Source organism: Sphingomonas lycopersici, assembly GCF_026130605.1.
GTDB lineage: Bacteria > Pseudomonadota > Alphaproteobacteria > Sphingomonadales > Sphingomonadaceae > Sphingomonas > Sphingomonas lycopersici.
Genome location: NZ_JANFAU010000002.1, coordinates 630903 through 656036 on the forward strand (window position 1 = coordinate 630903; position 25134 = coordinate 656036).

Genomic DNA, 25134 nt, shown 5'->3' on the forward strand with positions numbered 1-25134 from the left:
CAGGACGCCCTTCGACAAGCTCAGGGCGAACGGATTTTATTTCACGCGTGCTCCTTTACCCGCGTGCGCCACGCAACTGATCGACCAGCCCCGCCACATCGCCCGGCAGGGCATCGCCGCGCCAGCCGACATGCAGGTCGGGCCGCGACACCAGCAAGGCGTGGCGATAGACCGTCGTGCGCTCGTCCGGGTGGATATCGAGCACCTTGAGCGGCATCCCCGCCCGGGCCGCCGCCTGCTCCAGCGGGGTCACGTCGATCGACGGATCGAAGCGCAGCAAGGTGTAATCCGTCCCGAAGTCGTCGTAAGCGGAATTGCCGTTGCGGCGCCAGAAATGCGGGGTGCGGCACCCCGGCACGGTCGATTGCTCGAACCCGGCCATCGAATAGCCCGGCTGCTGCTCGCCGTCGTAGGCGATAATGGGCGAATCCGGGTAAAAGTACCCGAAGTTCAGCCCGCCGCAGCAATATTGCTGGACGTTGAGCGCATAGACCTGCGCGCCCAGCGCCGCCCGCGCGGCTTCGCCCTCGGCGCCGTCATGCTCGACCGCCTCGGGCACCGCGCGACGATGCGCGATCGCGCTCAGCGCGTGGTTCATCGCGAAATGCGACACCTGCTCGGTGATCGGCAGCCGCTCGGCTTCATAAGCGTCGAGCAGATGCGCCCCGCCCCAGCCGTTGACCGTCGCCGCGAGCAGCCACGTCAGGTTCATCGCGTCGGCGATCCCGGCGTTCATCCCGAAGCCGGCATAAGGCACCCACAGATGCGCGCTGTCGCCGCAGATGAAGATACGGCGATCGCGGAACTTGTCCGCCACCAGCCGGCGGCCGATCCAGTCCTCCTTGCTGATCACCTCATAAGTGAAATCGTCCCCGACGCCGAGGATCGTGCGGATCGACGCATCGCGATCGATCGCGTCGAAATCCTCCTCATGCTCGTAGAGGTAATTGTGGATCAGCCAGGTCTCGCGCCCGTCGATCGCCACGGTATTGCCCGAGCGGCGCGGGTTGAGCGACAGGTTCATCCAGCCGGGGCGCCCCTGCATCATCTCGAGCAGCCTGGGCGCGCGGATATAGGTCGATTGCACGCGCTGGACGACCGCATCGCCCGACAGTTTCGCGCCGATGATCGAGCGCACGCGCGACCGTCCGCCGTCGCAGCCGACCAGATACAATGCGGTCAGCGTCTCGGTCGCCCCGCTCGGCAGATCGCGCACGGTGACGGTCACCCCGGCATCGTCCTGCGTCGCCTCGATCAATTCGGTCCGGTTGCGGATCGTGATCAGCGGATGCGCCGCGGCCTGCGCGAAAATCAACGGTTCGAGATAGATCTGGTTGATCCGGTGCGGCGGCTCCGGGGTCGGCCACCAGGTATCGGGCCCGGCGAAGTCGGTCCAGCGCTCCGCACGCGCGGGGATCGCGATGCGGGTGATTTCATGCCCCTGCGTCACGCTGGCGCGATAGACGCAATCGTTGGGATAATCCGCTGGCAGCCCGGAATCGCGCACCACGTCGGCGAAACCGAGCCGGCGGAACGCCTCCATCGTGCGCGCCGCGACATGATTGCACTTCACGCTCGGCGGCTCGCCCGCCTGCCGCGTCTCGACGATCGTCGAGCGCACCCCGCGTCGCGCGAGATCGAGCGCGACGACCAGCCCGACCGGGCCGGCGCCGCTGATGATGACCTGCGTATCGGTCGCCATCACTGCCACGCCACGAATGCGCACGACGATCCGGTGCCGCCCTCGGTGCGGTAGAGCGTCTGATAGTCGATTTCGGTCATCTTGAGCCCGGCGTGGCGCATCGCCGCGGAGGTCGCGATCCAGCTCTTGCACTCGGAGGTGCCGGCCATCAGCTCGTTCTGCGGAATCGCGGAGAGCGTCGCCTCGTCGTCGCTGGCGAGCGCATTGAGGAATTTGCGATCCCATTCGGGGTCGACCACGAAATGCGTCAGCCCGCCCGTGGTAAGCACCGCGACGCGCGCATCGCTGTCCCACGCCTCGATCGCGCGGGCGACCGCCCCGCCAAAGGCATAGCAGCGCGCGGCGGACGGGCTGTTGTCATAATACCAGCAATTCACGTCGACCGGGACGTTGGGCTTCACCAGATCGCGCAGCACGTTCTTGTAGAGGAAGCCGTAAGCGTGCGGGAGCCCGTACATCAGCGACTTTTCGTTCACCACGGTCGGCTTCTCGTGGCACAAAGTCACGTCGAACCCGCTCTCGCGTACCAGATGCCGCGCGATATGCTGGCCGAACGCGCGATCGCCCGGGAAGGCGACCCGTTCGTCGGGGAGATGGCCGTGGTCGGAAAGTTCGATCCCGATCGGCAGCCGCGCATTCTGCTCAGCCGTGCGCGGCAAATTGGGCAGTTCGTCGGTCGCGATAACCGCGAACGAGGGCACGATCTCCGAGAAGAATTCGTGCTGATCGTTGCCGATCATCACCACCACATCGGGATCGACCGCGCGGAACATGTCGTGGAGCCGGTCCATCGCCGCGAACGACGCTTCGAGCGCGGCTCGCCGCGTTTCGAGCGCGAGCCGATCGCCGATATTCTCGCCCGCGCGCTGCGCCGCCAGCTCGGCATAGGGCAGCTTACGCCCATGGAACCACAAGGGCACGCCGTCCTTGCGATCGCGGTCGCCGCGGAGATCCCAGTCCTCCGCCATCGTATGAAGCTGCGGCGTATGCGCGCAGCCGATCCCGAGCACTATCTTGGCCATAAATCCTCTACACGCAGACCTTTACCACCGTCATGCCAGGCTCGACCCGGCATCCAGAGCCACAAACATCATCGCTCGTTGCCCTGGATGCCGGATCAAGTCCGGCATGACGGCAGAGGTGTTACCGGTGGTGATCAGGAACCGACCGAAATACGGTTGGACAGCCGGCCCAGCCCGTCGATCTCCACATCGGTCAGCTTGCCGTCATAGAGATTGAGGTAGGTGCCGATATTGCCGCGCGGATGCTTCTCGGTGCCCTTGGAGGCGGTGCCGGTGTGGAGGCAGTCGCCCACTTCCATCGTGAACCACTTGCTGGCTTCCGAAATCACCCGCTCGACCGGAAAGAAATAGTTCGCGGTGCTGTCGTCGGCATAGCATTCGCCGTCGATATAGCCGCGGACGCGCAACGCGTTCGGGTCGGGAATCTCGTCCTTGGTGGTGAGCCACGGGCCCATCGCCGCAAAGGTATCCGCGCCCTTCGACTTGCTGTGATAGATGAACAGCAAATAGGTGTCCTCGCCGCCCTCGAACTTCGGGCGCCACGCCAGATGGTGCGGCTTGATCACTTCGGGGCGCTGCTTCAGCGCGATCGAATCCTGCGAGAATTTCACGCCGCTGGCGGTGACGTCGTTGGTCAGCGTGTACCCGAAGACGTAATCGAGGGCGTTTTCCGGGGCGACGTTCTTCGCGGTCTTGCCGAACACGATGACGGGTTCGGGCTCGGGGATCGACTGGCCGTGATCCTTGAGCAGTTCGATCGACTTGTTGTGGCCGGTCAGCGCCGAGCGCCCCTTGGTGAAGAACATCGGCGCGGTCATCGGCTTGACCGCATATTGGTTGAGATTGTTGTTGTTGACCGCGCAGCCGAGAATCTTCGACGGGCGCGGGTTGGGCGCCATCCAATCGGCGTTGGCGAGATCGATCACCGGCAGGCGCCCGGCGACCGCCGCCTCGATCGCGGCGGCGGCGCTGTCGAGCCCCGCATTGCCGGCCTCGATCAGATCCTCCATCCACGCGAAATCGAGCGCGACCGCTTTGTCGTCCGCAACCCGCGCGATCACCGTCGGCTTGCCGTTAATCCTGATCGTACCGAGCTTCATGTCACTCTCCTGCTTTGCTGCGAGCGCCCGTTTGGGGGAGCGGTCAGATGGTGTGTTCGGCGTCGGCGGGGATCATCCCCATCGCCACCTGGAATTCGCGTTTGACGGCTTCGGGCTGCCCCACCTGATGCGGGTAGTGCGGCTGGTTGAAGCGGTAGGCGAGCTTCTTCCCCAGCGCCCAGCTCTCCTCGAGCGTCATCGAGGTGGTGAAGATCTCGCGATGCTTGATCGGCAGTTCGACGCATTTGTTGCGCTCGGCGTCGCGGATCAGCCCCTTGGGGTCGCGCCCCTCGGCCACCGCCTTCATATTCTCGTCGAACGAGCGCCGCAGCATGACGATGCCGAGATCGCTCTGCCCGAGATGCTCCTCGGTGCGATCGGCGATGACACCCTGCCCGGCCCAGGCGACGATATCCTGGTTGAGCACATGGCTGGTGATCCAATTGCCCTCGGCATCCTTCACCGGCCCCTTCCAATAGGGCACGCGCTGCTGAACATAGGGCTCCTGCCCGACCGGCACGCGGTGGAACATCCAGGTAATGCTCAGCGTGTTCTCGTCATCCACCGGGATGCGCCATTCGATATGGTCGCCGAGGAAGAAGGCGTTGGGCCACAGAGCGGTCGAGCCGACCGTCCAATGCTGGCTGTCCTTGTCGGTATCCTCGCGGACGCGGCGATAGATGTGCCCGAACTCGAATTCGTCGAACTTCAGCTCGAGATGCTTCGGCCCGTAGCTGCCGTCGCCGGCCAGCCGCGAGCTCCAGTTGCGGTGCATCCATTCGAAATGCACCGGATCGAGGCTGTTCTCCTGGCATTGGAACCAGTTGCACGGCACATCGGCATAGACGACCTGGCGGAAGCCATTGTCCCAGGTGAAGGGTTCCCAATTGGGCACCAGCGGCGCGGGATCGGGGCCCATATAGGCCCATAGCATCCCCGCCTTTTCCTCGACCCGATACGCCTTGGTGCGGATCTTGTCGCGAAAGCGCGCCTTGGGGTTGGCGATATCCTCGAACGGCTGTTCGAGGCATTTGCCGTCGGTAGCGAAGCACCAGCCGTGATAGCTGCAGCGCAGCCCGTCTTCCTCGATGATGCCGAACAGCATGTCGGCGCGGCGATGCGGGCATTGCCGGTCGATCAGCCCGTAGCTGCCATCGCCGGCGCGGAAAGCGACGAGCGATTCGCCCAGCAATTTCACCGGCTTGATCCCAAGCTCGTCGATCTCTGCGGTCGCCGCGAAAGGATGCCAGTAGCGGCGCAGCAATTCGCCCATCGGCGTTCCCGGGCCGACGCGGGTCAATCGCTCATTCTGTGCCGGACTAGCCATTTTCCTCCTCTCCCAGCGGTCGAAAATCCCTGTCGCCGCGCTATCGCCCGGTATCGACATCCGCAACAACGAGGTCTATTTGTTGCGTATGTCGCAACAACTCGAGTCCGAAACCCGCGATCGCGACCCGCGCCGGCAGGCGCCGACCGCCGGGCTGGGCAAGATCGAGGCGGTGGCCACGGCGACCGCGATCATCGATTTCCTCGCCGAGCGCGGCAGCAAGGTCGGGGTGCAGGATGTCGCGACGATGCTCGGCATCACCAAGTCGCGCGCCTCGCGGCATCTCGCCAATCTCGAACAGCTTGGGCTGGTCGGGCGGCAGGGCAGCCGTGGCTATGAGCTCGGCTGGCGGCTGGTGCGCTGGGGGCATATCGCCGCGGCGCGGCTCGATCTGGTCGCGATGCTCGACGATTATCTCGTCGCCTTGGGGCGCGAGGTCGGGCTGACCGTGTTGCTGTGCACCGATGCCGGCGGCGATGCGGTGGTGGTGCGATCGATCCCCGCGCCGCAGGCGATCCATATCGACGTCAAGCCCGGGCTGGTGCTCAGCCTGCCGCATTCGCCCTCGGCGCGGATCGCGTTCGCCTTCCAGTCGCGCGAGCGGCGCGAGAAACTGCTCGGCCATCTGTGCGAGCGCGAACCCGATTTCCGCATCGCCGATCGCGCCGAATTCATGACGCAGATCGCCGATATCCAGCGGCATTACGTCTGCTGGACGCGCGACAAGTTCAACCTCGGCCACGGCGCGGTGGCCGCGCCGGTGTTCGATCAGGACGAGGAATTGCGCGCGGTGGTGACGGTGATGATCCCCAGTTCCGAACTCGGCGAGCGCGGCCCGCCGCGGCCGCTGATCGAGGCGCTGCTGCGCTGTTGCGCCTTGTGCTCGCAGCGGCTCAATTCGCGGTTCCAGTTTCCGACCGGCTAACGTCATCCCAACAGCTCACGTCACCCCAGCGCAAGCTGGGGTCTTGTGCCGCAGGCGCCACCCCTGCGGCCTGAGATCCCAGCTTGCGCTGGGATGACGGAGTGGTGACGGCACGAAGGCCGCAAGCGCGAGCGCCTGCGGCCTGAGACCCCAGGCTGCGCTGGGGGGACAGATTCCCCGCCGGTTTCCCGGCGGGGCCTTTGTCAGAACTTGTAGCCGAGCTGCACACCCACGGTGCGCGGCTGGGCGACCAGCGTCTGGTACGGGGTCACCGTGTCGGCGATCGAGTTGATGTTCGCCCGCTTGTCGAGCAGGTTGCGGACATAGACCCCGGCATTCCACTTGTCCTGATGCGCCAGCGTGATCGCGGCATTGACCAGGGTGAACGCCTGCGGCGCCATCAGGTTAAACTGCGGGCGATAGTCCATATAGGCATATTTGCCGCGATGCTGGGCATCGACGCGCAGTTCGACCGAATTGTCGCCGCTCAGGTTGACGGTATACGCCGCCGAGCCGTTGAGCGTGAAGGTCGGGGTATTGGCGAATTGCGTCCCCGCCACCGGCGAGCCCGAGATCGCCGGCTGGTCCTTCAGCCACTTGGCCTTGAACACCGTGCCGCTCGCGGTCAGCTCCAGCCCGCGCACCGGGCGCGCGGTCAGGTCGAACTCGACCCCCTGCGACCGCGCGCACAGACCCGAGCAATTGAGGATGCCCGAGAAGGTGCCGTTGAAGAAATCGCCCGAGATCTGGGTGTTGTACCAATTGACCCGATAGAGCGCGATATTGAACTGGAGCGCGCGATTGAACCAGTCGGTCTTCGCGCCGGCCTCGAAGTTCCAGGTGTAATCCGGGCCATAGGACGGCGGCAGTTCGGGGATCACGCGAACGATCGTGCCGCCGGCGCGATAGCCCTGCGACGCCGAGGCGTAGAGCATGATGTCGCGCGTCGGCTTATAATCGGCCTCGAACTTGTAGATCGCCTTGCTTTCGGTGCTGCGCACATCGTCCGGCGCCCCCGCGGTGCCGAGCCGCAGGAACGGCACGATCGAGGTGGCAATGTCGTGCCGCTTGTTCTGGAACACGCGGATACCGCCGAGGATCGAGAATTTGTCGGACAGTTTGAGCGTCGCTTCGCCGAAGCCCGCCCATTGCGTCAGCTTGAAATCGCCGGCGCGCTCATACCAGACGGGGTTGGCAAAGATCGGATTCCCGGTGGTGAGATCGACATCGACGAAGCTGTTGTTAATCTTCGTCGTGCGGTTCTGATAAATGCCGCCGACGATGAAGTTGAGCGGCCCGTCGAAATTGGTCGCGAGGCGCAGTTCGGAATTCCACATCGTCAGCTCCTGCGCGGAGCGGAAGGTGATCGCCTTGGGCAAGGTGATCGGCGGGAATGCGCCGATGCTCTGCAGGAAGCCGAAGAACAGCGGCAGCCCCTGCTGGTCGGTAAAGCTCTCGTTGCGGCGACGCTGATAGGATTGCGTGAAGGTCAGCGTCATATTGTCGAACTGATGTTCGAGCGTCAGCCCGGCGAGGATCGACCGGTCATGATAAGGCTCGCGGCTCTGCGTCCTGGACTGCAGATCGCCCGCGCCCGGCAGCGCCACGCCGCCGATCACCGACGGGCGCGACCAGACATAGCCCTGCCCGTTGGATTTCAGATCCTGGACATAGAGCTGGGTCGTTGCGGTGGTGTTCGGCCCGAGCTGATAGGTGCCGTTCCAGCGGAAGCCCCAGGTGTCGGCGCTGTTGAAATTATCCTTGTGGTAGGACGTGTTGTCGATGAACCCCGGGGTGTGGATGCCATAGCCGACGATGCGGAAGGCGACCGAGTCCCCCAGCGGCACGTTGATCATGCCCTTCACCGCATAACCGGCCTGCCCGTGATTGACGAGCGACCCGTCGAGATCGATGCGGCCCTCGGTCACGTTGAGCTTGGCCGGGTTGGACAGCACGCGCACCACACCGGCGAGCGCCGACGAGCCGTAGAGCGTGCTCTGCGGGCCGCGCAGCACTTCGACGCGCTGGACGTCGTACATCAGGAAATCGGTCTGGCGGCCGCCCGAGCTCGCGGCGCTGTCGCCGGTGCCCGCGGTCGGCATGTTGTCGTAATAGAGGCCGACGGTGGATTCGCCCGCGCCGACGAGGCCGCGGATCATCAGCGTGTTCTGCCCCGGGCCGGCGTTGATCACGTTGAGCCCGGCGATGTTGCGGGTCACCTGCTCGATATCGGTGATCTGGCGCTTGACCAGATCGTCGGACGTGATCACGCCGATGCTGGTCGGCGTATCCTGCAGCTTCTGCTCGCGCTTGTTGGCGGTGACGATCACATCGGGGATGCCGCCATTGTCGGCCGAGGCGACGGCCGCCTGATCGGCTTCGGCAGCGGGCGCCGCCAGCGCCTGCATCGGCACCGCGCCGAGAATCGCCGCCATCACCACCGAGGGCGCGGCCATCGCAACATTCACTTTCATCTTACCCACCTTGTCCCCTCCCAAAACCAACCGGATAGCCGCGCAGGACTCACTCGGCACCGATTTAGATAACATGTTATCCTTGCCCCGTTCCGGCGCAACGCGCTTAGTGGATTTGTTGCGAGGAGTGAAACAATGGCACGGAACCTGAAACGGCCTGGATCCGGTAATTCCCTCTGCTCTCCCCTCCCTCTTGAAGGGAGGGGCCCGGGGGTGGGTGGGTATGAGGCGCGCGTAACGGTATCCCCGCAGGCCAACCCACCCCCGACCGCTCGCTTGTTCAAGGGAGGGGAGAAGAAGACGCCAGGCACGCGCGGAACTGGCGCAGCCCGCCCCACAGCAGCAAGGTCGCGATCGGCCCGACGATCGCCGCGGCGATCGCCAGCGACAGATGCAGCGCGCCTTCGTCACGGAGCACATAATCGCCGATCAGCGCCGGCAGCACCGGCCCCAAGGTCACCGCGAGGATGCCCACCGTCAGCCCGAACACCGCGCTCAACTGCGCGCGCATGTTGTTCGGCGCGATCATCTGGATGGCCGAGGGGATCAGCACCGGGACGAACCCGCCGAGGAACTTGATCGGCCACAGCATCGCCGCCATCGCCCAGGCAACCGGCAACAGCGGCATGATCGTCGCGGCGAGCCCCATTCCCGCGGCGGCATAGATCGCCAGCCGGAGGCACGCATCGCCCTGCCCGCGCGCGATCATCCGGCTCGAAAGCCACCCCGCCGAAAGCATCCCGAGCGGCCCGGCGGTCAGCGAGGCGAGCCCGTTGACGTGCCCGGTCTGCGCGACGTTCCAGTGGAAGGTGCGGATGAACAGCTCGGGATACCAGGCGTCCATATAGCTCATGATCGCCAGCATCGCCGATCCGAGGAACAAGGCGATCGACATCGCCGGCCAGCGCGCGAGAAAGCGCCAGATGCGCGCCAGAGAGAAGCCCGCCGCCGCGCTCTTGGTATCGCCGCGGCGCTGCGGCTCGCGCAGCGTCGCCACCCACAAGGCGACCAGCAGCCCCGGCGGGCCGATCACGAGGAACACCGCATGCCACGAGTGGATCGTGCCGAGCAGCGGCACCGTCACCTGCGGGGTCTGCGCCACCGCCGCCACCACCGATCCGCCGAGGATCAGCGCCAGCCCGGCGCCGATATAGATGCCGACCGAATAGAGGCTCATCGCGCGCGGCAGCCGCTCGCGATCGAAACTGTCGTTGAGCAGGGAATAGGCCGAGGGCGACAGCGCCGCCTCCCCCACCCCGACGCCGATCCGCGCCGCGAACAATTGCGGAAAGGTCCGCGTGAATGCGCACAAGGAGGTGGCGAGGCTCCACAAGGCGACGCCGCCGGCGATGATCCGCGTGCGCGGATAGCGATCGGCGAGCCACGCGATCGGCAGCCCCATTGCGGTGTAGAACAGCCCGAACGCGCCCCCGGTGAGCAAGGCGAATTGCGTATCGGTGAGGTGCAGGTCCGCCTTGATCGGCCCGACCATCAGATTGAGGATCTGCCGGTCGAGGAACGAGAAGGTGTAAGCGACCATCAGGACGGCGGCGGTGTACCAGCCGTAGCGATAGTCAGCCCGCGTTTCGGGCATCGCGGTCACGCCGCGCGGTCCGCCGCGACGATCGCGGTGCCGGCCGAGAGCCGGACGAGCGCGTCGGCATCGCCGAAGCGGGTGCCGATCGGATCGCCCCCCGCCGCGACGCGCTCGACCTGCCGGCGATAGAGCCGGCGCAGCATCCCGATCCCCTTGTCGGAGGTGACGAGATGCTCCTCCGAATGCGCGGTGATCGCGCCCTGCCCGACCTGCGCCTCATAATCGCCGGGGAGTTCGCGATGCTCCTCCTCGGTCAGTTCGTGCCACAGCTTGCCGTTGAAATGCGAGCGGATGCGCGCGAGCGCGCCGCGTTCGGTGACGCGGCCGGCGGAATAGATACGGAAGCTGGTGTCGTCGATCGGCAACACCCAGCCGAGCAGCGAGCATGACCCGACACTCTCCGCGCGCGGATTGGCCACCGCGCGCACCGTCGGCAGCACTGCTTCGGTGATGCGGCGGTGCAATTGCCCCTCGCCCAGATCGCGCGCCTGAATGCTCTGGATGCCGCGCTCGGTCTCCTCGAACACCACCTCGGGCATCAGCGCCATCTGCGCGACGAACTGATTGCCGCTGAAGCTGCCGTGGAGGATCGGCACATGGAACGGGTCCATCACATTTTCGAAATGCTGCAGCCAGTTGCACGGCACGATCGCCGGGCCGCCGCTGCCCAGGCTGGTATCGTCGGCCTCGATGAATTCGCCCGGCGCGAGTTCCTCCAGCACATCGTAACGCGGCAGGAGCGGCATCCGCTCGGGCGGCCCCATATAGGCGAAGATCAGCCCATACAGCTCCTGCACCGGATAACCCGGCTGGCGCACCCGCGCCGCGGTGCGCGCGCCGCCCGCCGGCTCGCACGGCTGTTCGAGGCATTTGCCGTCCACGTCGAACAGCCAGCCGTGATAGCAGCAACGGATCCCGCGATCGTCGACCTTGCCGTAATAGAGCGAGGTGCCGCGATGCGCGCAACGCTCGTGGAGCAGCCCCGCGCGGCCCTCGCCGTCACGGAACAGCACCAGCCGCTCGCCGAGCGCGGTGACGATGCGCGGGGTACGCGTCGCATCGCTGCTGAGCGCCACCGGGTGCCAGTAGCGCCGCAGCAGCTCGCCCATCGGCGTGCCGCGCCCGACCAGCGTCAACGACTGGTCGAAGGTCGGCGCGGGGAGCGTGTAGGCGCTCAGCATTTCCATCTCACTCTCCTGTAGGATGCCGCTTTAGTGGCGGTTCTGGTTTCTCTTCATCGTCATTCCCACGAAGGCGGGAATTCATTCTGGCTGGCGGCGCGGTTCTATTCCTTGACCTGCGAGAATGGATTCCCGCCTTCGCGGGAATGACGAATATCTCTCAGGCCGCGACGCCCAGCCGCTGGATCTTGTGCGCGCCAGTCGCGAGCGCGACATTCTTCGTCTCCATATAGAAATCGAAGCTCCAATCGCCGCCGTCGCGCCCGATGCCGCTCGCCTTCACCCCGCCGAACGGGGTGGGCAAATGGCGGACATTCTCGCTGTTGACCCAGATCATCCCCGCCTCGAGCGCATTTGACACGCGCAGCGAGCGGCCGAGATCGTTGGTCCACAAATAGCCGGCGAGGCCATAATCGACCGCATTGGCCTTGGCGATCGCATCGGCCTCGTCATCGAACGGGATCACCGTCAGCACCGGCCCGAAAATCTCCTCCTGCGCGATGCGCATCGAGATATCGGCATTTGTGTAGAGCGTCGGCGAATAGAAATAGCCGTCACCCGGGAGCCGCTCGCCGCCGACCGCGATCGTCGCGCCGTCGGCGGTGGCGATCTCGGCATAGCTGCACACCTTCGACAGATGCCGCGGGTGGATCAAAGGGCCGACCTCGGTCGCCGAATCGAACGGGTCGCCGACCTTGAGCTGGCGCACCCGCTCGGCGAGCTTCGCGACGAACTGGTCATGGATCGAGCGCTGGACGAGCAGCCGCGACGACGAGGTGCAGCGCTGCCCGTTGAGCGAGTAGATCATGAACACCACCGCATCGAGCGCGCGATCGAGATCGGCGTCGTCGAACACGATCACCGGATTCTTGCCGCCCAGCTCGAAATGGACGCGCTTCAGCGTATCGGCGCCCTGCCGCATGATCGCGCTGCCGGTCTTCGATTCGCCGACGAAGGCGATCGCCTTGATATCGCGATGCTCGGTCAGCCGGCGCCCGGTCGTCTCGCCGAGCCCGTTGATCGAGTTGAACACCCCCGCCGGCAGCCCCGCCTCATGCGCGATCTCGACCAGCAGCCGCGCCGAATAGGGCGACCATTCCGCGGGCTTGTGGACCACGGTGCAGCCCGCGGCGAGCGCCGGAGCGATCTTCCACGTCGAGAGCATGAACGGCGTGTTCCACGGCGTGATCACCGCGACCGGGCCGATCGGCGCGCGCAAGGTGACGTTGAGATGCTCCGCCGTCGGCAGCGACCGGCCGTCCGCCGCCGCCGGCGCGCGATCGGCGAAGAAGCGGAAATTCTCCGCCCCGCGCAGCGCCGCCTTGGACATGAAGCGCCACGCCTGCCCGGCATCGAGGCATTCGACCGCGGCGATCTCCTCGGCGCGCGCCTCGATCAGATCGGCGACGCGGTGGAGGATCTGCTTACGCTTGTCGCCCGGGGTCGCCGCCCAGGCCGGAAAGGCGCGCTTCGCCGCCGCCACCGCCGCGTCGAGCTCCGCCTCGCTGGCGTCGCACGCCTCGCCGAGCTGCGCCCCGGTCGACGGGTCGGTCACCGCGAACGACACACCCTCGCCCGCCACCGCGACACCGTCGACGAAATGGCCGAGCGGCTGCCCGGTAAAGGGGGCAATGGCCCCCAAGGCGATCTTCCGACGATCAGGCTGCATGGTCACTCCGCAATTGATTATCGTGTTAAATATATCGCCCGATCGACCGCGTCAAACCCAAAGCGGCGCTTGACGCTTATCATGTTAAATTTTAGACGGCGGGCATGACGACGCATGAGAGGAAGGCATGATCAGCGGGACCGCTTATGGCGTAGCGCTCAATGATCGCGAGCAATTGGCGGGGCTTGGCGAGGCGCTGAACCACGCGCCTTATGGCAAGCCGCCGGTGGCGCCGATTCTCTATGTGAAGCCGCGCAACTGCTTCGCCGCGGCGGGTTCCGCAGTCGCCCTGCCCGACGATATTGCCGAAGTTGCAGTGGGCGCAACTATCGCAATCGAGCGCACGGCGGCAGGTCCACACCTCGCGCGGCTCGCGATCGACCTGTTCGCGCCGCACGCCAGTTTCTACCGCCCCGCGATCGCCGAACGCTGCCGCGACGGCTTCCTCCCGGTCGGCCCGGCGACGGCTGTGCCCGATGCCCTTTCCACGATCGAGATCGTCACCGCGATCAACGGCGCCGAACGCCACCGCTGGAGCTTCGCCCGGCTGGTCCGCAGCCCCGACACGCTCGCACGCGACATCGCCGACTTCATGACGCTCGCCCCCGGCGACATCTTGTTGTGCGGCATCGCGGGCGACGCGCCGGTCGCGCGCGCCGGGGACAGGATCGAGATCACCGCCACCGGCTTCGCGCCGCTTTCCGTCACTTTGGTCGCGGAGCAGGCGCGATGAAGCATGTCCGACTGATCCACGCCGGGCGCGAGCAATGGGGCGTGGTCACCGCCGACGAACAGGCGATCGCGCTGGCCGACGGCACCTCTGTCGGCTGGGGCGACATCACCCTGCTCCCGCCGGTCACGCCGGGGGCAACGATCTTCGCGCTCGGGCTCAATTATGCCGATCATTCGGTCGAGCTCGGCTTCAAGCCGCCGTCGCAGCCGCTCGTCTTCCTCAAGGGGCATAACGGCTTCGTCGCGCACAACGGTGTCTCACCCAAGCCACGCGACGCCGATCAGATGCATCCCGAATGCGAGCTTGTCGCGGTGATCGGGCGGACCGCGAAGCGCGTGTCGGCGGCGGACGCGCTCGATCATGTCGCGGGCTATACGATCGCGTGCGATTATGCGGTGCGCGAGTTCCTGGAAAATTATTACCGCCCCAATCTGCGCGTGAAGAACCGCGACGCGCTCACCCCGCTCGGCCCGTGGGTGGTCGATGCGGCGGATGTCGGCGATCCGCAGGCGCTGGCGCTCACCACCACCGTCAACGGCGCGACCGTTCAATCGGGATCGACCCGCGATATGGTCTTCCCGGTGGCAGAGCTGATCGCGTGGCTGTCGTCGTTCATGACGCTGTCGCCGGGCGACATGATCCTCACCGGCACCCCGCACGGCGTCCATTTCGTCAGCGAGGACGATGCGGTGATCTGCGAGGTCGAGCGTGTCGGCCGGCTCGCGCATCGCGTAGGATTGAAACCATGAGCTTGTATCAGGTCCAGAAATTGCTGTTCGAGCTGAACCGCGATCCCGCGATCCAGCGCGCGTTCGAGGCGGACGGCGGCGCGGTGGCGGATCGCTACGACCTCACCGAGGAAGAGCGCCGCGCCTTGCTCGAGCCCGATATCGGGTTGCTCTACGTGCTCGGGGTCAACGGCCAGATCCTGATGCATTTCGCGGCATTCAAGCAGATCGCCTGGGCCGATTATCTCCAGCGGATGCGCGACGGCGTGCGCATCCACGGCCCGATCCGCGCCGGCGTCTACAAGATGACGACCGGGCTCGATGAAAAGGTAGCCGGCGTATGACCCTCGTTTTCAGCGGCATTTGCAGCCACGGCCCCGGCATCACCGGCCGCGCCGATCTTGCCCCGCCCGAATTGCGCGACCCCTTCTATGCCGCCTATCGCAAGATGGGCGACGCGATCCGCGCGACCGGGGCGGAGGCGCTGATCGTCATCGCCGCCGAGCATTTCGCCAATTTCTTCATGAACAACATGCCCGCCTATGCGATCGGCATGGCGGATCAGTACGAAGGGCCGATCGAGGACCCCGACTGGCTGCGCATCCCGCGCCAGCAGGTACGCGGCGACGCCGATCTGTCGCGCCGGCTGATCGCCGAGGTGCAACAGACGGTCGACGTGGCCTATGCCGAGGAATGGAAGTTCGACCACGGCATCATGGTGCCGCTGCACTTCCTCGATCCGGCGAACGCGCTGACGATCATCCCCGCCAATATCAATTGTCAGGGCCCGCCGCTCACCCCGCTCCACCGCGCCTTCGCCTTCGGCCGCGCGTTGCGCCGCGCCGCCGATGCGGTGCCGCAACGCATCGCTTTGGTCGGCACCGGGGGCATCTCGCACTGGCCGTGCACCCCCGACAGCGGACGGATCAACGAGGCGTGGGACCGCGACTTCCTCGATCGCTGGGCCTCGGCCGACGAGGCGCGGCTGACCGCGTACACCGACGCCGAAACCTATGCCGACGGCGGCCAGGGCGGTTATGAGATCCGCACCTTCATCGCCGCAGCGGCCGCCGCGGGCGGCAAGGGCATTGTCGATTTCTACGCGCCGATCCCGATCTTCAGCACCGGCTGCGTCGTCGGCTGGTCGGAGATCGTGTGATGGCGCACGCCACGGTCGAATGGACCGACAATCTCGACGGCGCATTCGACCGCCACGCTCTGCTGTCGCTGATCGCGGCGGAGATGCGCGAGCGGTCAGGCGGGGTGTTCCCGGTCGGCGGGATTCGCGTCCGCGCAATCCGGCTCACCGACTATGTGATCGCCGATGCCGCCGGCCCCGATGACGCCTTCATCAACATCGACGTGAAGATGGGCGCCGGCCGCGATGCCGCGTTCAAACAGGCGTTCTTCGACCAATTGTTCGCGGCGGTGAAAGCCTTTCTCGGCGATTTGTTCGATCGGCGCCCGCTCGCGCTCTCCCTCTATGTCGAGGAAGCCGAGGGGTGGAAGCACAATACCATCCATCGCCGCCTCGCCGCGCAGAAGTGACGCAAACCATGCCGCTTTCCACCGACCTGATCCAAAGCCTCGCCGACGAGCTGCACATCGCCGAGCGCGACGGCACGCAGATCGCGCAATTCTCGCTGCGCCACCCCGAGATCACGATCGAGGATGCCTATGCCATCCAGCGCGCCTGGACCAGGCGCAAGATCGCCGAGGGGCGCACGCCGATCGGCCACAAGATCGGGCTGACCAGCCGCGCGATGCAGCGCTCGTCGAACATCGACGAGCCCGATTACGGCCTGCTGCTCGACGACATGCTACTCCCCGACGGGCGCGACATTCCGATCGACCGCTTCATCGTCCCGCGGGTCGAGGTCGAGCTGGCGTTCCGCCTCAAGCAGCCGCTCCAGGGGCCGAATTGCACGATGTTCGACGTGCTCGACGCGGTGGATTACATCATCCCCGCGATCGAGATCATCGACGCGCGGATCGAGCAGGTCGATCGCGCCACCGGCACGACGCGCAAGGTGTTCGACACGATCTCCGACAATGCCGCCAATGCCGGGCTGGTGCTCGGCGGGCGGCCGATCCGGCCGGGCGACGTCGATCTGCGCTGGGTTTCGGCGCTGATCTATCGCAACGGCGTGATCGAGGATTCGGGGGTCGCCGCAGCGGTGCTCGGCCACCCGGCGCTCGGCCCGGCGTGGCTCGCCAACAAATTGCATCCCTATGGCGAGACGCTCGAAGCGGGCGAGATCATTCTCGGCGGCAGCTTCACCGCGCCGGTGCCGGCACGCGCGGGCGATACTTTCCACGTCGATTTCGGCCCGCTCGGCGCGATCTCGGTGCGCTTCGCATGAGTGCGTTTCGGGAGTGGATCGATGCCGCCCCCGCGCCGCGGCTCGGACTTTGGCAGGCGCTCGCCTCGCCTTATACCGCCGAGATCTGCGCCACGCTCGGCTTCGACTGGATGCTGTTCGACGGCGAGCACGCGCCGAATACCGCGCGGACTTTGCTCGGCCAGTTGCAGGCGGTGGCGCCCTACCCGGTTCATGCCATCGCGCGGCCGCCGGCGGGCGATGCGGTCAACATCAAGCAATATCTCGATATCGGTTTCGGCACCTTGCTGATCCCGATGGTCGAGAGCGCCGATCAGGCGGCGGCGATCGTCGCTGCCTCGCGCTTCCCGCCGCGCGGCATCCGCGGGGTCGCCAGCTCGACCAGCCGCGCCTCGCGCTTCGGCGCCGAGACGAGCTATCTCGGCACCGCGCACGAGCGTACCGGGATCATCGTCCAGATCGAGAGCGCGGCGGCACTGGCGGCGGTCGACGAGATTGCGGCGGTCGAGGGGGTTGACGGGCTGTTCATCGGCCCGGCCGATCTCGCCGCCTCGCTCGGCCATCTCGGCAACCCGCGGCACGAGACGGTGCAGGCGGCGATCGACCAGGCCTTTGCCGCGATCCACGCCGCGGGCAAACCCGCCGGCATCTTCGCGCTCGACCCGGAGGATGCCGCCGCGCGGGCGGCGCAGGGCTTCGGCTTCATCTCGGTGGGCACCGATATCGGGCTGCTCGCCAATGGCGGCCGGCGCCTGTTGCAGACGTGCCGGGGTTAACCCCTCCGCCGTCATTCCCGCGAAGGCGGGAATCCATTCTGGCTGGCCGCGCGACTCTTTCCGCGACCCGCGCGAATGGATCCCCGCCTTCGCGGGGATGACGAACGGATGTGGCGGGCTCGACGTAGAATAATCGGTTCAAGGAGACAGACATGGCTTTCGCGCTGACGATCGACGGCAAGCCCGCGCCGGCGAGCGAGACCTTCGCGGTGATCGACCCCGCCACCGGCCGCGAATTCGCGCAATGCCCGCTGGCGACGGTCGCGCAGCTCGACCAAGCGGTGGCCGCCGCGCGCGCCGCTTTCCCGGGCTGGGCCGCGCTGCCGATCGAGCAGCGCGCCGCGGCGCTCAATGCGATCGCCGATGCGCTGGCGGCGGAATGCGACGATCTCGCTGCCTTGCTGTCGCAGGAGCAGGGCAAGCCGGTGCGCTCGGCGGCGGGCGAGATTCAGGGCAGCATTCACTGGATCCGCACCACCGCCGGCTTCCGCCCCGAAATCGAGCGGATCGATCAGGCGGACGGCAGCCGCGCCGAAATCCACCGCAAGCCGCTCGGGGTGGTCGGGTCGATCACGCCGTGGAACTTCCCGGTGATGATCGCCATCTGGCACGTCATGCCGGCGCTGCTCGCGGGCAATACCGTGGTGCTCAAGCCCTCGCCGAGCACCCCGCTCGCCACGCTCAGGATGGTCGAGATCGCCAATCGCCACCTCCCCGCCGGGGTGTGGAACGTGGTGACCGGCGATGTCGAGATCGGATCGGGGATCGCCAAACACCCCGGTATCGACAAGGTGGTGTTCACCGGCTCGACCCCCACCGGCCGCGCGATCATGCGTGACGGCGCGGCCAATCTGAAGCGGCTGACGCTCGAACTCGGCGGCAACGATGCCGCGATCGTCCTCCCCGACGCCGATGTCGAGGCGATCGCGCCGCAGATCTTCCAATATGCCTTCGGCAACAGCGGCCAGATCTGCGCCGCGATCAAGCGCGTCTATGTCCACGATACGCTGCACGACGCGCTGGCCGAGCGGCTCGCCGCGCTGGCGGCGGCGGCGAAGGTCGGCCCTGGCAGCGATCCCGAGACGCACTATGGCCCGGTGCAGAACCGCCGCCAGTTCGATTACGTCCGCACGCTCGCCGACGACGCCCGCGCGCAGGGCGGCCGCTTCCTCGCCGGGGGCGAGCCGCTGGCGGGCGACGGCTATTTCTTCCCGCTGTCGATCGTCGTCGACGTGACCGACGGCCACCGCATCGTCGACGAGGAACAGTTCGGCCCGGTGCTGCCGCTGATCCGCTACAGCGATGTCGAGGATGTGCTGGCGCGCGCCAATGCGAGCGAGAACGGGCTCGGCGGATCGGTGTGGTCGGCGGACGTATCGCGCGCGGCGGCGCTGGCGCAGCGGCTCGAATGCGGGACGGCGTGGGTCAACAGCCACTCGAAGATCTCGCCCGACGTGCCGTTCGGCGGCGCCAAGCAATCGGGCATCGGGGTCGAATTCGGGATGCACGGGCTCGACGAATATATGCAGCTGCAGATCGTCCGCCTGCCCGCAGGGGCAGCTTAAGCCGCACCATTCACCGTCATGCCGGACTTGATCCGGCATCCAGAGCCTCAAGCGAGGACCTCTGCCGCCCTGGATGCCGGATCAAGTCCGGCATGACGATAATAGAATTCGGGGGCCGAATGGACCTGACGCTCTTCTATTTCCCCGGCGCCTGCTCGCGCGTCACGATGACCGCGCTGGAGGCGGCCGGCGTCGCTTATCACGACCGGCTGGTGAACATCCGCACCGACGAGCAGAAGTCGGCCGACTACCGCCGCGTCAACCCCAAGGGCAAGGTGCCGGCGCTGGCGGTCGACGGGCGGATCATGACCGAAAATGCCGCGATCCTCGTCTTTCTCGACCGGCTGTTCCCGGCGGCGGGGCTGCTGCCGCACAGCGACGATCCGGTCGCGGAGATCGCGCCGCTCAGCGATCTTCTGTGGTGTTCCTCGACGCTCCACCCGGCGATGCGCCAGATCCGCGCGCCCGACAAATTCACCACCGGCGATCCCGCCGCGGTGAAGGCCGACGGGATGGGCAAATTCGCCGCCGAAGCCACCCGCATCGCCGCGGGGGTGGACGGGCGCTGGTGGTATGGCGAGCGCTGGTCGATCGTCGACATCTATCTGTTCTGGCTGTGCAATGTCGCGGAGAAGGGCGGCTTTCCGCTCCACGATTACCCCGCGATCATCGATCACGCCGCGCGCGTCCGCGCCCTGCCCCCGCTGATCCGCGCGCTCGACCGCGAACGCGCCGGCGCCGACCGCGCGGGGATCGAGGGCATCATCTACTGATCCACCCGTGTCTCGCAATGCGAGACTAGATTATCGTATTGTATCGTAATTCGATCCATCGTATCGGATAACGATACCAAAAACCGAGGACTCATCATGTTTGCCGAATTGCCCGAAGCACCGATCGATCCGATCCTGGGGATGGCGCAGGCCTTCGCCAGCGACCCGAGCCCGAACAAGGTCGATCTCGGCATCGGCATCTACAAGGACGAGCGCGGCGAGGTGATCGTGCTGCCGACCGTCAAGGCCGCCGAGCGCGCCTTGCACGAGGGGCAGATGACCAAGCGCTACCTCTCCTCCGCCGGCAATCCGGAGTATAACGAGCGCACCCGCGGGCTGCTGTTCCGCGAGGGCAGCGACGCGCATTCGCGCGCGCGGACGATCCAGACGGTCGGCGGCACCGGCGCTTTGCGCGTCGCGGCCGATTTCATCCGCAAGTTCGGCACCGGGCGGCGCATCTTCCTCCCCGATCCCACCTGGGCGAACCATCCCGCGATCTTCGGCGTCACCGGGTTCGAGATCGTCAATTATCCCTATTACGACATCGCCACCGGCACCTTGCGGCTCGATGCGATGATGAGCGCGCTCGCCGATCTCAAGCCCGGCGATACCGTGCTGCTCCACGGCTGCTGCCACAATCCGGCGGGGGCCGACCCCACCGCCGCGCAATGGGCCGAGATCGGCGATCTCGTCGCGCGTTCGGGCGCGACCGCGCTGGTCGACCTTGCCTATCTCGGGTTCGCCGAGGGGCTGGAGGAGGATCGCCAGGGCCTCGCGATCCTCGCCGAGCGCCTCCCCGAGATGATCGTCGCCAGTTCTTACTCGAAGAACTTCGCACTCTATCGCGAGCGGACCGGCGCGCTCACGCTCGTCGGCGCCAATGCCTCGGCGGCGGAGCGCGCGATGGGCAATCTGCTCCCGGTAGTGCGCACCAATTATTCGATGCCGCCCGATCACGGCGCAGCGATCGTCGCGCATATCCTCGGCGACGCGACGCTCCGCGCGCAATGGGAGGAAGAACTGGCCGAGATGCGCAATCGCATCCGCGACATGCGCCACGAACTCGTCCGCCTGCTCGCAGGGAACAACCGCCGCGATTATTCCTTCCTCGCCGGGCAGCACGGCATGTTCGCGATGCTCGGCATCTCGCCCGATGCAGTGAAGCGGCTGCGCGAGGACTGGCACGTCCATATCACTGGATCGAGCCGCGCGAACATCGCCGGGCTGACCCCGGAGAATGTGGCGCATGTCGCCGAGGCGATCGCGGCGGTGAGCTGAGTCCCATCGTGCGCCTGATCGAGACCATGCTGCTCCACCCCGGCGCAGGCCGGGGTCCAGCATCGGGCCGGTCGTGACTGGACCCCGGCCTGCGCCGGGGTGGGGGCTGTATCGAACCGGCCCGCTGCTTGCTTCTCCCCGGGCGGGGCTTCATGCTTCACGGGGTCGATAACGAAAGAAAAGATCGGGAACGGATGACGGAAACTGCGGAAGGACAGCCGGCTTCGGTCAAGAGCGTCGAGGTGACGGTCCGTATCCTCGACAGCCTCACCGATTCCTTCGGCCCGGTCCGCGTCACCGATCTGGCGCGCGATCTGGGGATGACCAAGGCGCGCGTCTCGCGCCATTTGCAGACGCTGACCCGGCTCGGGCTGGTCGATCGCGCGCCCCACGGCGGCGGCTATGTCTTCGGGCGCAAGCTGCTCAAATTCGGGCGCGCAGCGATCTATCGCAGCAATATCGTCGAGCTCGCGCGCCCCTTCCTGCGCGTGCTGCGCGACCGCACCGGGCATACCGCGGTGCAGACCTTGCCGACGCGCACCGGGGCGATGGTGGTGACCGCGGTGCCCAATGAATTCGAGCCGGGGGTGGTGATCCAGCCCGGCACATTGCTCGAACTGCCCAAATCGCCGGCCGCCCGTCTCACCGCTTATTTCGAGCGCCAGCCGGTCGATAGCGTCAAACTATGCGCCAATCTCGCGCGGCACGGGGTCGATTTCGAGGCCGATGCGCGCGGCAACGGACTCGGCGGGATCGCCGCCCCGGTATTCGACAGCGACGGCGGCATCGCCGCGACGGTCGGGCTGGTGCTGTCCTCGGCGCTGGTCGATCCGGCGCCGAGCGACGAACTGATCCGCCACGTCCGCGAAGCCGCGGCGCAGATCCAGGCCGAATATGCCGAAGACGCCACCTCCCCGCTGATGCCGGCCCGCGAAAAATGACCGATACCCAGATCCGCTACGTCCGCCCGCCGCTCGCCCGCGCCGATCTGCTGCGCGAGGCAGCATATATCGACGGCGCGTGGGTGACCGCCGATACGACGCTCGAGGTGACCAACCCCGCGACCGGGGTGGCGATCGGCACGGTGCCGATGATGGGCGCCGCCGAGGCGGAACGCGCGGTGGCGGCGGCATCGGCGGCCTTCCCGGCGTGGAAGGCCAAGTCCGCCAAGGAGCGCGCGACGATCCTCAAGCGCTGGTATGCGCTGATGGAACAGCATGGCGACGATCTCGCCACCTTGATGACCGCCGAACAGGGCAAGCCGCTGGCCGAGGCGCGCGGCGAAGTCTCCTATGCCGCGGCATTCCTCGAATGGTTCGCGGAGGAAGCGCGGCGGATCAACGGGCTGACCATTCCGGGCCACGCCGCCGACAAGCGGCTGGTGGTGGTGCAGGAGCCGGTCGGGGTGGTCGCGGCGATCACACCGTGGAACTTCCCCGCCGCGATGATCACCCGCAAGGTCGGCCCGGCGCTCGCCGCAGGGTGCACCGTCGTGCTCAAGCCCGCCGAGCTCACCCCCTATTCGGCGCTCGCGCTGGCGGTGCTGGCCGAGGAAGCCGGGGTGCCCAAAGGGGTGCTCAACATCATCACCGGCGATGCGCCGGCGATCGGCGAGGTGCTCACCACCGACCCGCGCGTCGCCAAATTCACCTTCACCGGCTCGACCCCGGTGGGCAAATTGCTCGCCGCCAAATGCGCCGGGACGGTCAAGCGCGTCAGCCTCGAACTCGGCGGGAATGCCCCGTTCATCGTGTTCGACGATGCCGATCTCGACAAGGCGGTGGCGGGCGTGATCGCCTCGAAGTTCCGCAACACCGGGCAGACCTGCGTCTGCGCCAATCGCATCTATGTCCAGGACGGCATCTACGACGCTTTCGCCGAGCGGCTGGCGGCGGCGGTGAAGAAACTGGTGGTCGGCGACGGGCTTGCCGGCGAGACCCAGCAAGGCCCGCTGATCGACGGCCGCGCGCGCGACAAGGTGATCGCGCATGTCGAGGATGCGGTCGCGCGCGGCGCGCATCTGGTGACCGGCGGGCATTCGCTTCCCGGCGCGGGGAGCTTTTTCGAGCCGACCGTGCTCACCGCGGTGCCGACCGACGCCTTGCTGTGCCGCGAGGAGACCTTCGGCCCGGTCGCCGGGCTGGTGCGCTTCACCACCGAGGCGGAGGTGATCGCGCTCGCCAATGATACCTCCGCGGGGCTCGCCGCCTATCTGTTCACCCGCGATCTTTCGCGGACGTGGCGGGTCGGCGAAGCGCTGCAATATGGCATGGTGGGGATCAATACCGGGCTGATCTCGACCGAGGTCGCGCCGTTCGGCGGGGTCAAGCAATCGGGGATCGGCCGCGAGGGATCGGTCTACGGCATCCGCGATTATGTCGACACCAAGACGCTCTGCTTCGAGATCGAGGCGGGGTGAGCTAACCAGCCTGTCATTCACCGTCATGCCGGACTTGATCCGGCATCCAGAGCCGCAGACGACAGCATTCGTGGCTCTGGATGCCGGGTCGAGCCCGGCATGACGATTGAAATGGGTCGCGAAGACTGGATCGCAGAATCAAGCTTAATCAGCGACGTACCGGATCGTTTACCGTGTCGCGCAACCGATCGTTCAGCACCGCTGCCTAGATCGCCTCCAACCCCGGCACTCGCACGGGTGTGAGAGGGCAAATAATAATCGATGGAAGCGGCGACCATCTTCACTGCCGTTTCGCTGATGATGTTCGCCAATGGCCTCGTGCTCGTCCTGGTCTCGCGCGATCTCCCGGCCGAATTGCGCCCGGCGGCGAACTGGTGGCAAATCGGCACGATGCTGATCGCGATCGGCTGCGCGGTCTTCGCCTTCGGCGCGCCCTTGCCGCGGCCGGTGATGCTGTTCGGCGCGAATGCCACGATGGTGCTCGGGCTGACCGCCTATCAGGCCGCGATCCAATCCTTTTGCGGCAAACGCGCGCGTCCGGTGCAGCTGTTGCCCGCCGCGATCGCGATCTCCTGCGGCTTATGGTTCTCGCTGGTGACGCCCGATTTCCGGATGCGCGTGCTGGCGGTCTCGGCGGTGTGGGACTGGCTGATGCTCGCCAGCATCGTCGAGCTGCGCCGCGGATCGCGCGACACCGCATCGGTCAGCAGCAGGATCCTGATCGGCATTTTCGCGCTGGTGCTGGTCTATACATTGGTCCGGCTGGCCGCCTATCTCAGCATGGGGCTCGGCCCCGATTTCGCGCTCGAAACCGGCTCGGCCTGGCCCAATCTCGTCTCGCCGATCATCATGACCTTGCTGCCGGTCGTCGGCACCACCGCCTTCCTGCTGATGTGCTCGGACCGATTGCGCCGCCAGCTCGAAACCGCCGCCGCGACCGATTATCTCACCGGGCTGCCCAACCGCCGCGCCTTCTCCGAACAGGCCGCGACCTCGTTCGACGCGGCGCGGCGGCGCGCGGACGATCTGGCCGTCGCGGTGCTCGACATCGATCATTTCAAATGGGTCAACGACACCCACGGCCACGATGTCGGCGATCAGGCGCTGGCGCATGTCGCGCATTGCCTGGCCGAGGAGGCGCGCGACACCGGGATGATCGCGCGCACCGGCGGCGAGGAATTCACCGTGCTGCTCGCCGGGCTCGGGCCCGCCGAAGCGATCGCGGCGGTCGAGCGGATGCTCCGCGCGGTCGAGCGCGCGTCGTTCGACCACGGCCTCGCGCCGGTGCCGCTGACGCTCTCCGCCGGCATCGCCGCGCGCGCCGGCGACCAGACGTTCGACGAAATGCTGCGCCGCGCCGACAATGCGCTGTATCGCGCCAAGCACGCGGGGCGAAACCGCCTCGCGGTGTCGCCACTGCCCGATCCGGTATCGGCGCCCGTGATCGCGCCGCGCAGGGAGCAGCGGCGGCGGGTCGGCGCGGTCGGTTAGGCCGGCTTCTCCCCTCCCTTGAACAAGGGAGA

At 66.6% G+C, this 25134-nt stretch carries 22 protein-coding genes; 14 read left to right on the top strand and 8 right to left on the bottom strand.

All coding sequences use genetic code 11. The features are described from left to right. Positions 1-55 precede the first annotated feature (55 nt). The 4 genes from NED98_RS06285 to NED98_RS06300 form a co-directional block, all read right to left on the bottom strand. Positions 56-1702, bottom strand: coding sequence for an FAD-dependent oxidoreductase (locus tag NED98_RS06285; RefSeq protein ID WP_265312256.1), 1647 nt, complete (start codon positions 1700-1702; stop codon positions 56-58). Next, entirely contained in the window at positions 1702-2724 is a 1023-nt protein-coding gene (locus NED98_RS06290; protein WP_265268975.1) for a DODA-type extradiol aromatic ring-opening family dioxygenase, read from the bottom strand. Before NED98_RS06290 ends, NED98_RS06285 begins: the two co-directional genes overlap by 1 nt. Positions 2725-2858: 134 nt before the next feature. After that, the gene (locus NED98_RS06295) at positions 2859-3824 is read right to left on the bottom strand and encodes a fumarylacetoacetate hydrolase family protein (RefSeq protein ID WP_265268974.1); all 966 of its coding nucleotides are present in this window, start codon (positions 3822-3824) and stop codon (positions 2859-2861) included. A 43-nt stretch (positions 3825-3867) separates the two neighbouring features. Continuing rightward, positions 3868-5151 carry an aromatic ring-hydroxylating dioxygenase subunit alpha gene (locus tag NED98_RS06300; protein ID WP_265312257.1) on the bottom strand — a complete coding sequence of 428 codons (1284 nt, stop codon included), beginning with the start codon at positions 5149-5151 and terminating at the stop codon, positions 3868-3870. 88 nt (positions 5152-5239) lie between these two features. Between NED98_RS06300 and NED98_RS06305 the strand changes: the two genes are divergently transcribed. Then, entirely contained in the window at positions 5240-6076 is an 837-nt protein-coding gene (locus NED98_RS06305; RefSeq protein WP_265269012.1) for an IclR family transcriptional regulator, read from the top strand. A 203-nt stretch (positions 6077-6279) separates the two neighbouring features. Here the strand turns inward: NED98_RS06305 and NED98_RS06310 are convergent, their stop codons facing one another. The 4 genes from NED98_RS06310 to hpaE all read right to left on the bottom strand — a co-directional run bounded on the left by NED98_RS06310 (position 6280) and on the right by hpaE (position 12997). Next, complete coding sequence (locus NED98_RS06310) at positions 6280-8550, bottom strand: TonB-dependent receptor (protein ID WP_265312258.1); 2271 nt, start codon at positions 8548-8550, stop codon at positions 6280-6282. Positions 8551-8830: 280 nt separating this feature from the next. Then, positions 8831-10144 carry an MFS transporter gene (locus tag NED98_RS06315; RefSeq protein ID WP_265312314.1) on the bottom strand — a complete coding sequence of 438 codons (1314 nt, stop codon included), beginning with the start codon at positions 10142-10144 and terminating at the stop codon, positions 8831-8833. Between the two features lie 5 nt (positions 10145-10149). Further along, the gene (locus NED98_RS06320) at positions 10150-11334 is read right to left on the bottom strand and encodes an aromatic ring-hydroxylating dioxygenase subunit alpha (RefSeq protein WP_265312259.1); all 1185 of its coding nucleotides are present in this window, start codon (positions 11332-11334) and stop codon (positions 10150-10152) included. A 154-nt stretch (positions 11335-11488) separates the two neighbouring features. After that, positions 11489-12997, bottom strand: a complete 1509-nt coding sequence (gene hpaE, locus NED98_RS06325) for a 5-carboxymethyl-2-hydroxymuconate semialdehyde dehydrogenase (RefSeq protein ID WP_265312260.1) — start codon at positions 12995-12997, stop codon at positions 11489-11491. A 127-nt stretch (positions 12998-13124) separates the two neighbouring features. Between hpaE and NED98_RS06330 the strand changes: the two genes are divergently transcribed. From NED98_RS06330 to NED98_RS06390, 13 genes are all read left to right on the top strand, one after another. Then, positions 13125-13730 carry a fumarylacetoacetate hydrolase family protein gene (locus NED98_RS06330; protein WP_265312261.1) on the top strand — a complete coding sequence of 202 codons (606 nt, stop codon included), beginning with the start codon at positions 13125-13127 and terminating at the stop codon, positions 13728-13730. Continuing rightward, positions 13727-14479 (top strand): fumarylacetoacetate hydrolase family protein, encoded by a 753-nt coding sequence (locus tag NED98_RS06335; RefSeq protein ID WP_265312262.1) that lies wholly within the window; start codon positions 13727-13729, stop codon positions 14477-14479. Before NED98_RS06330 ends, NED98_RS06335 begins: the two co-directional genes overlap by 4 nt. Then, positions 14476-14802, top strand: coding sequence for an aromatic ring-opening dioxygenase subunit LigA (locus NED98_RS06340; RefSeq protein WP_265268967.1), 327 nt, complete (start codon positions 14476-14478; stop codon positions 14800-14802). The genes NED98_RS06335 and NED98_RS06340 overlap by 4 nt, the downstream gene beginning before the upstream one ends. After that, a complete protein-coding gene (locus NED98_RS06345) occupies positions 14799-15617 on the top strand; it encodes a DODA-type extradiol aromatic ring-opening family dioxygenase (protein WP_179511953.1) in 819 nt (272 codons plus the stop codon). Before NED98_RS06340 ends, NED98_RS06345 begins: the two co-directional genes overlap by 4 nt. Next, positions 15617-16006 carry a 5-carboxymethyl-2-hydroxymuconate isomerase gene (locus tag NED98_RS06350; RefSeq protein ID WP_179511954.1) on the top strand — a complete coding sequence of 130 codons (390 nt, stop codon included), beginning with the start codon at positions 15617-15619 and terminating at the stop codon, positions 16004-16006. Before NED98_RS06345 ends, NED98_RS06350 begins: the two co-directional genes overlap by 1 nt. A gap of 8 nt (positions 16007-16014) precedes the next feature. After that, the gene (gene hpaH, locus NED98_RS06355) at positions 16015-16821 is read left to right on the top strand and encodes a 2-oxo-hept-4-ene-1,7-dioate hydratase (protein ID WP_265312263.1); all 807 of its coding nucleotides are present in this window, start codon (positions 16015-16017) and stop codon (positions 16819-16821) included. Continuing rightward, positions 16818-17576, top strand: a complete 759-nt coding sequence (locus tag NED98_RS06360) for an HpcH/HpaI aldolase family protein (protein WP_265312264.1) — start codon at positions 16818-16820, stop codon at positions 17574-17576. The genes hpaH and NED98_RS06360 overlap by 4 nt, the downstream gene beginning before the upstream one ends. 152 nt (positions 17577-17728) lie before the next feature. After that, positions 17729-19141, top strand: a complete 1413-nt coding sequence (locus NED98_RS06365; RefSeq protein ID WP_265312265.1) for an aldehyde dehydrogenase family protein — start codon at positions 17729-17731, stop codon at positions 19139-19141. Positions 19142-19260: 119 nt separating this feature from the next. Continuing rightward, positions 19261-19914 (top strand): glutathione S-transferase family protein, encoded by a 654-nt coding sequence (locus tag NED98_RS06370; protein WP_265312266.1) that lies wholly within the window; start codon positions 19261-19263, stop codon positions 19912-19914. A 96-nt stretch (positions 19915-20010) separates the two neighbouring features. Further along, entirely contained in the window at positions 20011-21192 is a 1182-nt protein-coding gene (locus NED98_RS06375) for an amino acid aminotransferase (RefSeq protein ID WP_265312267.1), read from the top strand. A 194-nt stretch (positions 21193-21386) separates the two neighbouring features. After that, positions 21387-22133: an IclR family transcriptional regulator gene (locus NED98_RS06380; RefSeq protein WP_265312268.1), complete on the top strand. Its 747-nt coding sequence runs from the start codon at positions 21387-21389 to the stop codon at positions 22131-22133. Next, complete coding sequence (locus tag NED98_RS06385; RefSeq protein WP_265268959.1) at positions 22130-23611, top strand: NAD-dependent succinate-semialdehyde dehydrogenase; 1482 nt, start codon at positions 22130-22132, stop codon at positions 23609-23611. The genes NED98_RS06380 and NED98_RS06385 overlap by 4 nt, the downstream gene beginning before the upstream one ends. Before the next feature lie 261 nt (positions 23612-23872). Next, complete coding sequence (locus NED98_RS06390) at positions 23873-25102, top strand: GGDEF domain-containing protein (RefSeq protein WP_265312269.1); 1230 nt, start codon at positions 23873-23875, stop codon at positions 25100-25102. Positions 25103-25134: the final 32 nt, after the last annotated feature.

Excerpts from the sequence above, each read along its gene's own strand:
- NED98_RS06285 (WP_265312256.1), bottom strand. The coding sequence starts at position 1,702 with ATGGCGACCGATACGCAGGTCATCATCAGCGGCGCCGGCCCGGTCGGG.
- NED98_RS06290 (WP_265268975.1), bottom strand. The coding sequence starts at position 2,724 with ATGGCCAAGATAGTGCTCGGGATCGGCTGCGCGCATACGCCGCAGCTT.
- NED98_RS06295 (WP_265268974.1), bottom strand. The coding sequence starts at position 3,824 with ATGAAGCTCGGTACGATCAGGATTAACGGCAAGCCGACGGTGATCGCG.
- NED98_RS06300 (WP_265312257.1), bottom strand. The coding sequence starts at position 5,151 with ATGGCTAGTCCGGCACAGAATGAGCGATTGACCCGCGTCGGCCCGGGA.
- NED98_RS06305 (WP_265269012.1), top strand. The coding sequence starts at position 5,240 with ATGTCGCAACAACTCGAGTCCGAAACCCGCGATCGCGACCCGCGCCGG.
- NED98_RS06310 (WP_265312258.1), bottom strand. The coding sequence starts at position 8,550 with ATGAAAGTGAATGTTGCGATGGCCGCGCCCTCGGTGGTGATGGCGGCG.
- NED98_RS06315 (WP_265312314.1), bottom strand. The coding sequence starts at position 10,144 with ATGCCCGAAACGCGGGCTGACTATCGCTACGGCTGGTACACCGCCGCC.
- NED98_RS06320 (WP_265312259.1), bottom strand. The coding sequence starts at position 11,334 with ATGGAAATGCTGAGCGCCTACACGCTCCCCGCGCCGACCTTCGACCAG.
- hpaE (WP_265312260.1), bottom strand. The coding sequence starts at position 12,997 with ATGCAGCCTGATCGTCGGAAGATCGCCTTGGGGGCCATTGCCCCCTTT.
- NED98_RS06330 (WP_265312261.1), top strand. The coding sequence starts at position 13,125 with ATGATCAGCGGGACCGCTTATGGCGTAGCGCTCAATGATCGCGAGCAA.
- NED98_RS06335 (WP_265312262.1), top strand. The coding sequence starts at position 13,727 with ATGAAGCATGTCCGACTGATCCACGCCGGGCGCGAGCAATGGGGCGTG.
- NED98_RS06340 (WP_265268967.1), top strand. The coding sequence starts at position 14,476 with ATGAGCTTGTATCAGGTCCAGAAATTGCTGTTCGAGCTGAACCGCGAT.
- NED98_RS06345 (WP_179511953.1), top strand. The coding sequence starts at position 14,799 with ATGACCCTCGTTTTCAGCGGCATTTGCAGCCACGGCCCCGGCATCACC.
- NED98_RS06350 (WP_179511954.1), top strand. The coding sequence starts at position 15,617 with ATGGCGCACGCCACGGTCGAATGGACCGACAATCTCGACGGCGCATTC.
- hpaH (WP_265312263.1), top strand. The coding sequence starts at position 16,015 with ATGCCGCTTTCCACCGACCTGATCCAAAGCCTCGCCGACGAGCTGCAC.
- NED98_RS06360 (WP_265312264.1), top strand. The coding sequence starts at position 16,818 with ATGAGTGCGTTTCGGGAGTGGATCGATGCCGCCCCCGCGCCGCGGCTC.
- NED98_RS06365 (WP_265312265.1), top strand. The coding sequence starts at position 17,729 with ATGGCTTTCGCGCTGACGATCGACGGCAAGCCCGCGCCGGCGAGCGAG.
- NED98_RS06370 (WP_265312266.1), top strand. The coding sequence starts at position 19,261 with ATGGACCTGACGCTCTTCTATTTCCCCGGCGCCTGCTCGCGCGTCACG.
- NED98_RS06375 (WP_265312267.1), top strand. The coding sequence starts at position 20,011 with ATGTTTGCCGAATTGCCCGAAGCACCGATCGATCCGATCCTGGGGATG.
- NED98_RS06380 (WP_265312268.1), top strand. The coding sequence starts at position 21,387 with ATGACGGAAACTGCGGAAGGACAGCCGGCTTCGGTCAAGAGCGTCGAG.
- NED98_RS06385 (WP_265268959.1), top strand. The coding sequence starts at position 22,130 with ATGACCGATACCCAGATCCGCTACGTCCGCCCGCCGCTCGCCCGCGCC.
- NED98_RS06390 (WP_265312269.1), top strand. The coding sequence starts at position 23,873 with ATGGAAGCGGCGACCATCTTCACTGCCGTTTCGCTGATGATGTTCGCC.